10 protein-coding genes are annotated in these 12,966 nt (G+C 70.5%); 1 reads left to right on the top strand and 9 read right to left on the bottom strand.

The genetic code is table 11. The features are described from left to right. Positions 1–163: 163 nt before the first annotated feature. The 9 genes from xylA to ACFY3L_RS35555 all read right to left on the bottom strand — a co-directional run bounded on the left by xylA (position 164) and on the right by ACFY3L_RS35555 (position 11,195). On the bottom strand, positions 164–1,342 hold the full coding sequence (gene xylA / locus ACFY3L_RS35515) for a xylose isomerase (RefSeq protein WP_389334363.1): 1,179 nt from the start codon (positions 1,340–1,342) through the stop codon (positions 164–166). Continuing rightward, positions 1,339–2,475: a Gfo/Idh/MocA family protein gene (locus ACFY3L_RS35520; protein ID WP_389334867.1), complete on the bottom strand. Its 1,137-nt coding sequence runs from the start codon at positions 2,473–2,475 to the stop codon at positions 1,339–1,341. Before ACFY3L_RS35520 ends, xylA begins: the two co-directional genes overlap by 4 nt. An 81-nt stretch (positions 2,476–2,556) precedes the next feature. Beyond that, positions 2,557–3,612: a substrate-binding domain-containing protein gene (locus tag ACFY3L_RS35525; RefSeq protein WP_389334366.1), complete on the bottom strand. Its 1,056-nt coding sequence runs from the start codon at positions 3,610–3,612 to the stop codon at positions 2,557–2,559. 142 nt (positions 3,613–3,754) lie between these two features. Then, entirely contained in the window at positions 3,755–4,810 is a 1,056-nt protein-coding gene (locus ACFY3L_RS35530; protein ID WP_389334369.1) for an ABC transporter permease, read from the bottom strand. Beyond that, on the bottom strand, positions 4,807–6,378 hold the full coding sequence (locus tag ACFY3L_RS35535; protein WP_389334372.1) for a sugar ABC transporter ATP-binding protein: 1,572 nt from the start codon (positions 6,376–6,378) through the stop codon (positions 4,807–4,809). Before ACFY3L_RS35535 ends, ACFY3L_RS35530 begins: the two co-directional genes overlap by 4 nt. Continuing rightward, positions 6,375–7,565, bottom strand: a complete 1,191-nt coding sequence (locus ACFY3L_RS35540) for an ROK family transcriptional regulator (protein WP_344506037.1) — start codon at positions 7,563–7,565, stop codon at positions 6,375–6,377. The genes ACFY3L_RS35535 and ACFY3L_RS35540 overlap by 4 nt, the downstream gene beginning before the upstream one ends. A 1,112-nt stretch (positions 7,566–8,677) precedes the next feature. Continuing rightward, the gene (locus ACFY3L_RS35545) at positions 8,678–9,496 is read right to left on the bottom strand and encodes an ABC transporter permease (RefSeq protein WP_389334375.1); all 819 of its coding nucleotides are present in this window, start codon (positions 9,494–9,496) and stop codon (positions 8,678–8,680) included. Beyond that, on the bottom strand, positions 9,496–10,263 hold the full coding sequence (locus ACFY3L_RS35550) for an ABC transporter permease (protein ID WP_389334378.1): 768 nt from the start codon (positions 10,261–10,263) through the stop codon (positions 9,496–9,498). Before ACFY3L_RS35550 ends, ACFY3L_RS35545 begins: the two co-directional genes overlap by 1 nt. Continuing rightward, positions 10,263–11,195, bottom strand: coding sequence for an ABC transporter ATP-binding protein (locus ACFY3L_RS35555; RefSeq protein ID WP_389334381.1), 933 nt, complete (start codon positions 11,193–11,195; stop codon positions 10,263–10,265). Before ACFY3L_RS35555 ends, ACFY3L_RS35550 begins: the two co-directional genes overlap by 1 nt. Positions 11,196–11,273: 78 nt before the next feature. Here ACFY3L_RS35555 and mptB point away from each other — a divergent pair, with 78 nt between their 5' ends. Further along, entirely contained in the window at positions 11,274–12,920 is a 1,647-nt protein-coding gene (gene mptB / locus ACFY3L_RS35560; RefSeq protein WP_389334384.1) for a polyprenol phosphomannose-dependent alpha 1,6 mannosyltransferase MptB, read from the top strand. The last annotated feature ends 46 nt before the right edge of the window (positions 12,921–12,966 follow it).

A 12,966-nucleotide genomic window follows, 5' to 3' on the forward strand; every position in this document is an offset into this window, starting at 1 on the left:
GCCGTCGCGCCGTCATGATGTCGTCTTCAGTTGTGCCCGTCCGCCGGCGCGGCACACGTGCCGCGCCGGCCCGACGGACCCTTCCCCGCCGGCTACCCGGCCGCGGGGCGCAACCGCGGCCAGGCCCTCGCTGCCGGCGAGGAAAAGCTTCGTTATGCCGAACTCATCCCCTGATCCCCAGGAGGTGTTCCATGGCGAGCTGGTCGAGGCGTTCGAAGGCCATCCCGCGGGCGGCCACCGCATCGACGTCGATCTCCTCGGCCCGCAGCGCCGAGAGCGACTCCCCCGGCATCAGCGTCGGCACCGACAGCTCGTCGACGCGGGCCGCCGCGAGCGCCGCCGACACCTCGGGGTCGTCACGGAACGCGCGGACCTTGTCCTTCAGGATCAGGTAGTTGCGCATGCACGCCGCGGCGGTGACCCACACCCCCGCGGCGTCCTCGGTACGTGGTGGCTTGTAGTCGAAGTGGCGGGGTCCCGCGTACGCCGTCGGGTAGCCCGAGCTGTTCTCCAGCACGTCGACCGTCCAGAACGCGCCGCGCAGGTTGCCGGCGCCGAAGCGCAGGTCCTGGTCGAACCGCGGGCCGTGCTGGCCGTTGAGGTCGACGTGGAAGAGCTTGCCGTGCCAGAGCGCCTGGGCGATGCCGTGGGCGAAGTTGAGCCCGGCCATCTCCTCGTGCCCGACCTCGGGGTTGAGCCCCACCCGCGACGGCTCATCCAGGGTCGAGATCAGTGCGAGGGCGTGGCCGATCGTCGGCAGCAGGATGTCGCCGCGCGGCTCGTTGGGCTTCGGTTCGATGGCGAGGCGGATGTCGTAGCCACGCTCGCGGATGTACGCGCACAGGGCGTTGATCGCCTCGCGGTACCGGTCGAGCGCCGCCCGCATCTGCTTGCCGGCACCGGACTCGGAGCCCTCGCGGCCGCCCCACAGCACGTAGGTCGGCGCGCCGAGCTCGGCGGCGAGGTCGATGTTGCGCAGCACCTTCTGCAGCGCGAACCGGCGGACGGCACGGTCGTTGGCGGTGAACGCGCCGTCCTTGAAGATCGGGTGGCCGAACAGGTTGGTGGTGGCCATCGACACCACCATGCCGCTGGTGTCGAGGGCCTCGCGGAAGCGGCCGATCAGCTTGTCCCGGACGGTCCCGTCGCTGCCGAACGGGATCAGGTCGTCGTCGTGGAAGCTCACCCCGTACGCCCCCAGCTCCGCGAGCCGGTGCACGGACTCGACCGGGTCGAGCGCCGCGCGGGACGCCGAGCCGAAGACGTCCTGGGCCTGCCAGCCCACCGTCCAGAGCCCGAACGAGAACCGGTCCGCGGGAGTGGGGGCGTAGGGATCGTTCATGCCAGCACGCTGACCCAGGAGGCGTCGGACTTCTCCACGGCGTCGAGCACGAGTTGTACCTGCAGCGCTTCCTCGAACGACGGCGTCGGATCCGATCCGGTGGCCACCGCCTCGATGAAGTCCCGCATCTCGTGGGTGAAGGAGTGCTCGTAGCCGATGATGTGGCCCGGCGGCCACCAGGCGGAGAGGTACGGGTGCTCGCCCTCGGTCACCAGGATGCGGTTGAAGCCCTGCTCGGCGGCCGGCTTCGTGGCGTCGTAGAACTCGAGCTCGTTGAGCCGCTCCAGGTCGAAGACGAGCGAGCCGAGCTCGCCGTTGATCTCGACCTTCAGCCCGTTCTTGCGGCCGGTCGCGAAGCGGGTCGCCTCGTAGGTGGCCAGGCCGCCGCCGGAGAGCCGGGCGACGAAGACCGCTGCGTCGTCGACGGTGACCTCCCCCGTCGTGGCGCCCGCGCTCGCCGAGAGCCCGCTGGACGCCTCCGGCAGCGGGCGCTCCTTGACGAACGTCTCGGTGATGCCGGTGACGCCGGTGATCTGCTCCCCGGTGACGAACTGGGTCAGGTCGATGATGTGCGCGCCGATGTCGCCGAGCGCGCCCGAGCCGGCCTTGTCCTTCTGGAGCCGCCAGACGAGCGGGAAGTTGGGATCGGTGATCCAGTCCTGCAGGTAGACGGCCCGGACGTGCCGGATGGCGCCGAGCCGGCCGTCCGCGATGAGGTTGCGCATCAGCGAGACGGCGGGGACCCGGCGGTAGTTGAACCCGCAGGCGGACCGGACGCCGAGCGCCCGGGCCTTCACCGCCGCCGCGACCATCGCGCGCGCCTCGTCGACCGTGTTGGCGAGCGGCTTCTCGCACAGCACGTGCTTGCCCGCTTCCAGCGCGGCGATGGCGATCTCGGCGTGGCTGTCGCCCGGGGTACAGATGTCGATGACGTCGATGTCGTCCCGGGCGACCAGCTCGCGCCAGTCGGTCACCGCTTCGGCCCACCCGAGCCGGCTAGCGGCGTCCGCCACCTTCGCCCCATCGCGGCCGCAGACGGCGACCATGGTCGCCCGCGCCGGCAGGTCGAAGACCCGGTTCACGGTGCGCCAGGCCTGCGAGTGCGCGGCGCCCATGAACGCATATCCGACCATGCCGACGCGCAGCTCCCCGCTGCTGCCCTGAGTGGACACTTGGCGGTTCCTTTCTGGTGGTTGGCTCTACCTGACGACCTGCTAGGACTTGAAGCCGAGCGGCAGGTACTTGTCGACGTTGTCCTTCGTGATCGTCTCGGACTGCAGGACGATCAGCTTCGGGACCTGCAGCTCGACCAGGTCGCCCATGCCCTTGCCCTGGGCGGCGAGGCGGGCCAGGATGATCGCCGAGGACGCCATCGACGGCGGGTAGGTGACCGTCGCGGTCAGCACCGAGTCGCCGGCCTTGATGTGGTCCATCGCGTCGCGGGAGCCCGCGCCGCCGACCATGAAGAACTCCTTGCGGCCCGCCTGCTGGATCGCGGCGAGGACGCCGACGCCCTGGTCGTCGTCGTGGTTCCACACGGCGTCGAGCTTCGGCGCGGCCTGCAGCAGGTTCGCCGCGGCCTTCTGCCCGGACTCGACGGTGAAGGCCCCCGCGACCCGGTGCTTGACGGTCAGGCCGTAGGTCTTGAGCGCGTCGGCGAAGCCCTTCGACCGGTCCTTGGTCAGCTGGAGCTCGTCGATGCCCGGGATCTCGCCGATGACGGCGTCGGTCTTGCCCTTGAGCTTCTCGCCGATGAACTTGCCGGCGGCGATGCCCATGCCGTAGTTGTCGCCCTTGATCAGCGAGAACGACGCGGCCGAGTCGGAGAACTCCCGGTCGAGGTTGATGACGATGATGCCGGCCGCGGTGGCCTTCTTGCCGATCTCGGTGAGCTGCGCGCCGTCCTGCGGCAGCAGCACGATCGCGTCGGGCTTCGAGCCGATCAGGGTGTCCAGCGCGGCGATCTGCGCGGGGGCGTCCTTACCGGCGTCGACGACCTTCAGGGTCACGTCGGAGAACTTGGCGGCCTGCGCCTTGGCGTTGGCGGTGATGGCACCGATCCAGCCGTGGTCGGCGGCGGGGGCCGAGAAGCCGATGGTGACGGCCTTGCCGGGCGCCTCAGAGGCGGCGGCGTTCACCTTCGTGTTGGTGCCGGCGTCATCGTCCTTCTTCTCGTTGGACGTGCAACCGGCGAGCAGTGCACCGGCGCCGAGGGCGGCCCCGCCGAGGAGAAGCTTGCGGCGGGACATGTCACCCGAGGATGCGCTCATCACGACCTCCTGGTCGTCTGTGGGATGGGGGGCGGGTAGGTATTTGCTGCATTTTGGGCGTGCTGATCCACACTGCCGTCGCGGCTGGACGGCGGTGCTGGTGTTCGGTGGCGATCTGCCTATCGAGGTGGGACCGAGGTGCCTAAATCTTGAGGCGGGTCCGGAAGAAGGAGCCGACCCGGAACTGCTGGATCAGGACCGCGACGACGATGATGCCGCCGTTGATGATCCGCTGGACGTCGAGCTGCAGGTTGTTGACGATGAACAGGTTCGTGATCTGGGTGAAGATCAGCACGCCGAGGAGCGAGCCGACGATGGTGCCGCGGCCGCCGGTGAGGGCGGTGCCGCCGATGATCGCGGCGGCGATGGCGTTGAGCTCGTACAGGTCGCCGTGCGTGTTGCTGCCGGAGGTCGTCTGCGACACGATCATCAGCGCGGCGATGCCGCAGCAGAGGCCCGACAGCACGTACAGCAGCATCGTCTGCAGCCGGACGTTGATGCCGGCCAGGCGGGCGGCCTCGGCGTTGCCACCGATCGCGATGGTGCGGCGGCCGAAGGTGGTGCGGTTGAGCAGGACCCAGCCGAGCGCGGTGACCAGCACGAAGATGATGACCATGTACGGGACGCCGAGCAGGCGGTCGCCGGCGAGGCTCTTGATGAACGGGTCCGACGTGATCTGGGTGTGCGACCCGGAGATGTTCTGGGCGAGACCGCGGGCGGACAGCATCATGGCGAGCGTCGCGATGAAGGGCACCAGCTTGCCGTAGGCGATCAGCCCGCCGTTGACGAGGCCGGCGACCGCGCCGACGGCGAGCGCGGTGAAGACCATCGCGGCCGGCCCCAGGTCCTGGGTCGCCACGGTGGTGCACCAGACGCTGGCGAGGGCCAGCAGCGCGCCGACCGACAGGTCGATGCCGCCGCTGATCATCACGAACGTCATGCCGACCACGATCACGCCGATGCTGGACGCCTGGGTCAGCACCGTCAGCTCGTTGGACCAGAGCCGGTCGATGTCGAGGAAGATGTCGGAACGGGTGACGGCACCGATGATCAGCAGCAGCACCAGCACCCCGATGAGGGCGAGGTTGCGCTTGACGGAGTCGGCGCCGTCCCGCTGCCACCAGCCCTGCCCGGCGGCGCTCGACGTGCCTTTGCTCAGCTCGACGGGGTCGGCGGACGGTGTGGTCGCGGTGCTCATGCTGCGGTCCCTTCAGGGGCGGTGCTCGCCAGGTCGGCCCCGTCCAGCAGTGAGCCGGCCATCACGAGGTCGAGCACGGTGTCTTCGTCGAGTTCGTCCGCCGGTGCCTCCCGTACGAGCCGCCCCTCACGCATGACGAGCACGCGGTCGGACAGGCCCAGCACCTCGGGCACCTCACTGGACACGAGCAGCACACCGACACCCTCGTCGGCGAGTCTGCGGATCACCTGGTAGAGCTCGGCGCGGGCGCCGACGTCGACACCCCGGGTGGGCTCGTCGAGCAGGAGCAGCCGGGTGTCGCCCAGCAGCCAGCGGCCGACGACGACCTTCTGCTGGTTGCCGCCGGAGAGGGTACGCACGGGGCGCCGGACGTCGTTCGGGCGCAGGTCGAGGCCCTGGGTGATCTTCTGGGCCTCGGCGCGCTCGCGCCCGGCGTCGGTGAAGCCGGCGCGGGCGAAGCGGGTGAACCCGGCAAGGGTGACGTTGCGGTAGATCGGCTCGCCGAGCAGGAGCGCCTGGCTCTTGCGCTCCTCGGGAGCCATGCCGATCCCGGCCTTGACGGCGGCGTTGACGCTGCCCTTGCGCAGGACCTTGTTGCCGACCACGACCGTGCCGGCCGTCGCGCGGCGGGCGCCGAAGATGGTCTCGAGCACCTCGGACCGGCCGGAGCCGACCAGGCCGGTGATGCCGACGATCTCGCCGGCGTGCACGGTCAGCGAGACGTCACTGAACCGGCCCTCCAGCGACAGCCCCTCCACCTGCAGGAGCGGCCCGTCCTGGTCGTACACCTGCGGCGGTTGCTCCGGCTTCTCGGGGAAGACGTATTCGATGGTGCGGCCGGTCATCCGGCTGACCAGCTCGCGGGTCGGCGTGCTCTTCGCGTCGAGGTTGGCCGCGGTGGTGCGGCCGTCCTTGAGCACCGTCACGCGGTCGCCGATCTCGCGGATCTCCTCCATGCGGTGGGAGATGTAGATGACCGCGATGCCCTGCGCCGTCAGCGCGCGGACCATGCGGAACAGGTTCTGCACCTCGTCATGGGCGAGCACGGCGCTCGGCTCGTCCATGATGAGCAGCCGCGCCTCGCGGGACAGCGCCCGGCCCATGCTCACGATCTGCTTCGCGGCGGCCGGCAGCTTGCCGACCTCCCGGCCCACGGGGATCTCCGCGTGGCCGAGCCGCTCGAGGATCTCCAGCGCGCCCTTGCGCATGGTGCGCCGGGCGACGAACCCGGCACTGTTCGGCTCGTGACCGAGGTACATGTTCTCGGCGACGCTGAGCCCGTCGACGAGGTCGAGCTCCTGGTAGATGGTGGCGATGCCGGCCTTCATGGCCGTCTGCGGGCTGTTGAACGTGGCCGGCTGACCCAGCCACATGATCTCGCCGGAGTCCGGGGTGTGCGCGCCGGCGAGCACCTTGATCAGCGTGGACTTGCCGGCGCCGTTCTGCCCGAGGAGGCAGTGCACCTCCCCGGCCCGCACCTCCAGCTGGACCCCGTCGAGCGCGCGGACGCCGGGGAAGGTTTTCACCACATCGGTAAGTTTCAGGACGATGTCGTCCGTAGTTGTCATGATGGCCGTCCATATGCGAGTTCGCTGGCCAGGACCGCGGCGCCAACAACGCCGGCGCGGGGGCCGAGCTCGGACAGGACGACCGGCAGATTGCCGGTCGCGAGGGGAAGCGAACGCCGGTAGACGACGCTACGAATCTCCGCCAGCAGGATGTGACCGAGGCCGGCGAGACCGCCGCCGATCACGATCATCGACGGGTTGATGAAGCTGACCAGGCCGGCCAGCACCCCACCCACCCGGCGCCCACCGTCACGGATCAGGCGGATGCACGTGACGTCACCCTCGGCGGCGCCGTCGGCGACGTCCTTGGCGGTCACGATGCCGTTGGCGTTCAGACGGTCGGCGAGCGCCGGTGACGCACCACTGCGGGCCGCCGCCGTCGCGTCACGCGCCAGCGCGCCGCCGCCGAACAGGGCCTCCAGGCAGCCGACGTTGCCGCACGAGCACACCGGCCCGTGACTGTCGACCTGGATGTGCCCGATGTCGCCGGCGCATCCGTCGGTGCCCCGGTACACCTCACCGTTGAGGTAGATGCCGCACCCGATGCCGGTCCCCACCTTGAGGAAGAGCAGGTTGTCCACCGAGTGCGCGACGCCGCCGTAGCGCTCGCCGATGCTCATGATGTTCACGTCGTTGTCGACGACGACCGGGCAGTTGAACTCGCGCCCGAGCACTTCCCGCACCGGGAACCTGTCCCAGCCCGGCATGATCGGTGGCGAGACCGGGACCCCGTCCCGGAAACTGACCGGCCCCGGCACGCCGATGCCGATGGCGTGCAACCGCTCGAACGAGCCATCCACACGGAACTTGTGCAGAATCTCGTTGACCCGTTGCAGTATTACTTTCGGTCCCGACCTGATGTCGGCTGGCTCCCCGTACGCCGCGACCGGCTCCAGCCGCCCGTCGGTGATCTCGACGTCGATCGAGCTCGCCCCCAGATCCACCGCGGCGAACCGCAGATCCGGGTTCAGCTCCACCAGCGTCGACCTGCGACCACCCCGGCTCGCCGCCGGGCCCGCCTCGCGGATGAGCCCTGTCGCGACGAGCGCGTCCAGGTCCGCGAGCAGCCGCGGGCGCGGCACCTCCAGACGATCGGCCAGCTCCGCACGCGACAACGCACCGGTGTCCCGCAACAAGCGGAGCAGGCGCGACTGAACGGGGCCGTCTACCGCACTGACCGTGTTCACAATGGCACCTCCTCATCTGGTCGCAGGCAGGCGTCCGCGACACGCGGCTACACCACCACACCTCCGATGAGGCGCCGGTTGCCGGGTCGTGTGCCATGCGTTACACCCGTGTTGCGTCGAGACTTTAGGCCCTCTGAAGCGCCGCGTCTAGGTCTTCTATCTCCCGTTACCAAACTTTTGCTGAATCCAACGGAAGTTGACCCACTTCCGAACGTTACCGCGTTTGCCCAGCTCACCGCCGCAATTCCCGCCACCGTTGAGGCCGCAGGGGGCCCGCGAGGACTTCTCACCCGCACCGCAGCGTGACGACACCGTTGCCAGTCATGGCCACATGATCGAAGGACAGCCCTGGCCGTCCGCACCGCCAGATCCGTCCTTGGATCACGCGGTCATCCGGCCGGGTCCAGGCCGCGGTGGCGCGGTCGTCGGTCTTGAGCCCTCGATCGAGGGACGGTCATGGCCGTGGACCCGCTCAGCGCCGCCGGCCCATCCGGACGCCGACGGTTGCGGCCGCCGCACCATGCCGCATCAACACCACCACGACAGCCCAACCCGAACCACGGCCGCCGCAACATGCACCACCACCACGACCGCTCGACCAGAACCCGCGACAGACCGAACCCAAACCACAGCCGCCGCAACACGCAGCACCACCACCACAACCGCTCGACCAGAACCCGCGACAGACCGAACCCAAACCACAGCCGCCGCAACACGCAGCACCACCACCACGACCGCTCGGCCAGAACCCGCGACAGACCTGAACCCGAACCACGGCCGCCGCAACACCACCACCACGGCGGCCCAACCCGGACCACGACAGACCCGAACCACGGCCGGCGCAACATGCAGCACACCACCACGACAGTCCAACCCGGACCCACGACAACCCGAACCCGAAGCGTGGCCCAAGCCCTATCCAGTTCGACCCGGAAACCACACCATCCCGAGCCGCACCGTCAAAAGCCGCATGATCCGCAAGCACACCGCCCAAAGCCGTACAGCCTGAAGCCGCACGGTGCGGAGCCGCCGACGCCGCACTGCCATGCCCGAGCGGCGGCGAGCCTCTCCCCCCAGCACGGAACCGCCAGCCGGCCGGAGACGCGGACCGCTCACTTCAGCAGCAACGTGCCCATCCGGCGGCTGGCCATCGTCAGGCCGGCCGCGGCCAGCGCGGCCAGGTACGCCACGTGCCACAACAGCGTCCAGTCCGGCGAGCCCGTCGTGATCGACCGGAGCAGGGCGACGCCGTGATACAGCGGGGTCAGCTCGATCAGGACCTGCAGCGGCGCGGGGAAGTCCGACGGCGGTGAGAACGTGCCGCTGAACAGGAACAGCCCGAACTGGGTCACGTTGATGTAGTCGAAGTCCTGCCAGGACCGCAGCAGCGTCGACAGTCCCATCCCGAGCGCCCCGAACGCGAACCCCACCAGCAGCGTCACGGGTAAGGCCACCAGCGCCCACCCCCACGTGGTGAGGTCCAGCGCAGCCATGACCACGAGAAAGACGGCGGAATACGTGCCGCCGCGGCACATCGCCCAGACGAGTTCGCCGACGGAAACCTGCATGGGCGTGATCGGGGTGGCGAGCGTCGCATCATAGATGCGCATGAACTTGAGCTTGCCGTAGAAATTCATGGTGGTCTCGGCGAGCGCCCCGTTCATCGCGGAAGCGGCAAGCATCGCCGGCGCGACGAACTGCGCATAGGTCACCAGCCGGCCGTCGGGCAGCGCGATGCCCCCGACGAGCCGCCCGACGCCGACGCCGATCGACAGCAGGTACAGCAGGGGCTCGACGAACCCGGACAGCAGCACCCACCAGTACGCCGCGTGCCTGGCCGCCGCGAGGTTACGCGCGGTGACGGACAGGGCGCCGGAGGCCCGGTGGTCGAGACGGGACATCGCCCGCGGGAAGATCAGTGTCGTGACCATCAGTCGCCCAGCTTCCGGGTGAACGAGCGCACCGCCAGCACATAGCCCACCGCGCACCACACCGCCAGCACCGCGGCGTGGGCGGGCAGCCCCCAGGCGGTCGTGGTGCCGAGCGTCGCGGCCCGGGACAGCTCCACGCCGTGCCACAGCGGCGACACGTACGCCAGCAGCCGAGCCCCCACGGGCAGGCTCTCCACGGGGAAGAACACGCCCGCGAAGAGCGTCATGGGCACCACCGCCACGCGGAACAGCACCGCGAACGCCCCATCGGTCTCGGTCCACGCCGCGAACGCGAAGCACGGCGCCGCGCACGCCGCACCAAGCAGCACGGAGACCAGCGGGGTCGCGAGCGACCACCACGAGTGCAGCGCGCCGAACAGCGCCAGCACCACCAGGAATCCGACGCTCGACAGCGCGACCCGCAGCGTGACGAACGCCAGATGCCCCCGCAGCACGTCACCCACCGTGAGCGGCGACGCCCGCATCGCGTGGTAGACCCGCGTCCAGTGGAAGCCGCTGAACACCGGCCACGTCGAGTCGCCGACCGCGACCTGCAGGGCGGTCGAGGCGAGCAGCCCGGGCCCGAGAAAGTCCAGGTACGGCACGCCGATCGACGTCGACCGCTCGTCGATGTAGTGCCCGACGGTGATCCCCATCGCGACCAGGAACATCGCCGGCAGCGCGAACGAGCTGAACACGCTCGCCCGCCAGGTGCGTTTGTAGGACACCAGGTGGTATTCGAGCGCCAGGGCGGTCCGGTGCGCCATCAGTCCACCAGCGTCCTGCCGGTGAGCTGCAGGAACACGTCTTCGAGCGACCCGCGCCGGACCAGCACGCTCGACGGCGTCAGCCCCCGGGCGTGGACCTGCGCGGCGGCCGCGTCGCCGTCGCCGGTGTAGACCAGGACGCGGTCGGGCAGCACCTCGGTGCGCTCGCCGATGCCCTCCAGCTTGCCGGCGAACCCGTCGAGCGCCTCGTTGCCGAACCGCACCTCGAGCACCTCCCGCGTCGAGTGCCGCTCGATCAGCTCGCGCGGCGAGCCCTCCGCGACGATCCGGCCGCCGTCCATGACGACCAGGCGGTCGCACAGCTGCTCCGCCTCGTCCATGTAGTGCGTGGTCAGCACCAGCGTGACGCCGCGCTGCTTGAGCCGGAACAGCCGCTCCCACACCAGGTGCCGCGCCTGCGGGTCGAGGCCGGTGGTCGGCTCGTCGAGCAGCACGATCTCGGGCTCGTTGACCAGTGCCCGCGCGATCGTCAGGCGGCGCTTCATCCCGCCCGACAGCGGCTCCACCTTGTCACCGGCACGGTCCGCCAGCTGCACGAACTCCAGCAGCTCCATCGCCCGCGCCCGCGCGACCCGGCGCGGGATGTTGAAATACCGCGCATACACGGTCAGGTTCTCCAGCACGGTCAGCTCGAGGTCGAGCGAGTCCTGCTGCGGGCACACCCCGAGCCGCGCCCGGATCGCCGAGCCGTCCCGCGCCGCGTCCATGCCCAGGATCCGCAGCGAGCCGCCGGTCGGCCGCGACACGCAGCCGATCATGCGCATCGTGGAGGACTTGCCCGCCCCGTTGGGCCCGAGGAACCCGAACGCCTCCCCCGCCCGCACCCGAACGTCGATCCCGTCGACCGCGGTGAAGTCACCGAACTGTTTCACCAGCCCGGTCGCCGCGATCAGCGCTGCGTCTTCAGCCACGTCGCGACACTAACCCGGGGGTCTGACAAAAATCGGCCCGATTTGCCGCCAGCGACGGCCGGTTGGCACCATGTGCTGGTGAGCGTCAACCCGCGCTGGCTCGGGCTGGCCGCTTCCGTCCTCCTCGCCACCAGCGGTTTCCTGGCCGGCAAGCCGGTGCCGCACGACGGGGCGTGGCTGCTCGGCGTGATCGTGTGGTTCGTCGCCCTCGCGATGCTGATCCGCGCCTGGTGGACGCTGCGCGAGGAGACCGACCAGCGCGGCCTGCTGGTCACCGCCGCGCTCTGGAGCGTGCCGCTGCTGGTCGCACCGCCGCTGGGCAGCCACGACATCTACGCGTACGCCTGCCAGGGTCAGCTCTTCGACGCCGGCTTCGACCTCTACGAGGTGGGGCCCGCCGCGCTGCCCTGCACGTGGCTGTCCGACGTGCCCGAGCTGTGGCGCGAGACCCCCACGCCCTACGGTCCACTGTGGATCGCCGTGGAGGGCGCCGCCGCCTGGCTCTCGCACGGCAGCCTGCCCGTCGCTGTCGTGTTGCTGCGCCTCGCCGCCGTGCTCGGCCTGGTGCTGTGCGTCGCCGCGGTGCACCGTCTCTCCCGCGGCAACGCGCTGCTCGCCGCCAGCCCGCTGGTCCTCGTCCACGTCGTGTCCGGCGCCCACAACGACGTCGTCCTCGCGGGCCTGGTCCTGGCGGGTTTCGTCGCCGCGAGGCGGCCTGGCTTCGCGGCGTCCGCCGCGTCCGGGCTCGCCTTCGGCCTCGCCGTCGCCGTCAAGGTCACCGCGCTCGGTGCCGTGCCCTTCGCCCTTCTGTTGGTGTTTTTCGCCGGTACGACCAGAGCCCGCTGGACGAGCGCCGTGACGTTCGCCGCGGCGATCGGTGCGACCTACGCTCTCCTGGCCCTGCTCACCGGCCACGGCCTCGGGTTCCTGCACGCCCTCGGCTCGACCAGCACCATGGTCCAGTGGCTCTCCCTCCCCACCGGCGTCGGGATGGCCGTGGGTTACGTGCTGCGCGTGCTCGGTCACCCAGAGTCGTTCGCGACGGCGGTGGCGGTCGCGCGGGCTGTGGGACTGCTAGCGTTGGCGGTGATCCTGCTGGGGCTGTGGTGGCGGACCGCGACCACCCTGGCCTCACTCCACCGCGCCGTCCACCCCGGCAGCGCACCGACCGACAGCGTCCACAGCGGCAGCGCGACGCACCCGGAGCCGGCGTACGGTGCCGCAACCGGCCGCAGCGCCACGGACGGCGGCCCGACAGGCGGCAGCGCCCCGGGCGGCGAGTTCGCGGGCGGCACGGCAACAGACGGTGGCGCGACGGGCAGCGGCGTCTCGGGCGGCGGCGTCTCGGGCGGCGGCGCCACAGGGCGGCGGGGGCAGGACGTGGTGCTGACCGCGGCGGGGTGCGGCATGCTCGCGGCCGCGGTGCTCGGCCCGGTGTTCTACGCCTGGTACGCGATCGCCGGCATCGCCCTGCTCGCGGGCACGACGCTCACCGGCCGGCTGCGCACGGTCGTGCTGGTCGCCGCGGCCGGGTTGCCGCTGCTGACGCTGCCCGACAGCCTGGGGCTGGCGACGAAGACGAAGGTGCCCGGCGCGTTCCTGGACGTCGCGCTCATCACCGCCGCCGTCGTCCACCTGATCCGCCGTCGCCGCCGGACCACACCCCCGCCCACGTCGCGCTCTGCCCCGGGCACACCCGCCGTCAGCGGCCCAGCAACCGACTGACCGGCCGGCCACCCACCGCCGCGAACAGACCGCTTCGCGAGCCACC

The organism is Dactylosporangium sp. NPDC000521, assembly GCF_042898305.1.
Classification (GTDB): domain Bacteria; phylum Actinomycetota; class Actinomycetes; order Mycobacteriales; family Micromonosporaceae; genus Dactylosporangium.